The 582-nt window shown below is 70.8% G+C and carries 1 protein-coding gene; it reads left to right on the top strand.

Going from position 1 to position 582, the window contains the following annotated elements:
- Positions 1–582: MFS transporter (locus AB4Y92_RS25305; protein WP_441822118.1), on the top strand; the 582-nt coding region annotated here is incomplete at both ends.

Genomic DNA, 582 nt, shown 5'->3' with positions numbered 1-582 from the left:
CCTTGAATCAGCCAGCCAGCCTTGGCGGGTGCTCGGCGTGCTCAGCGTGCTGATGGGGTTCGCGTCGATCTCGACCGACCTCTATCTGCCTGCGATGCCGGAGATGGCGAGCGCGCTTCGCGCCGATAGCGGTCTGATCGAGCTCACAGTGTCGGGCTTCCTGATCGGCTTCAGCCTCGGCCAGCTGTTCTGGGGCCCGATCAGCGACCGCTATGGCCGGCGCCGGCCGGTGGCGATCGGCCTCGTGCTCTTCGTCATCGGCTCGGCCGGCTGCGCATTCGCGGGCAGTGCCGAAGCGATGATCGGCTGGCGCATCGTCCAGGCCGTCGGCGCCTGCGCCGGGGTGGTGCTGGGCCGCGCCATGGTCCGCGACCTCTATGACGGCGCGCGCACCGCGCAGATGCTCTCGACGCTGATGACCGTCATGGCGATTGCCCCGCTGCTCGGCCCGCTCCTCGGCGGCCAGATCCTCACCCTTGCCGGCTGGCGCGCGATCTTCCTCGTGCTCGTCGCCCTGGGCCTCGCCGCCCTGGCCGCGGTCCTCATGCTGCCGGAGACCCTGCCGCCGGAGCAGCGCAGCCA

It is taken from the genome of Lysobacter sp. TAB13 (genome assembly GCF_052113885.1).
GTDB classification, from domain to species: Bacteria; Pseudomonadota; Gammaproteobacteria; order Xanthomonadales; family Xanthomonadaceae; genus Lysobacter; species Lysobacter gummosus.
This window is presented reverse-complemented; position numbering and strand designations above follow the sequence as displayed.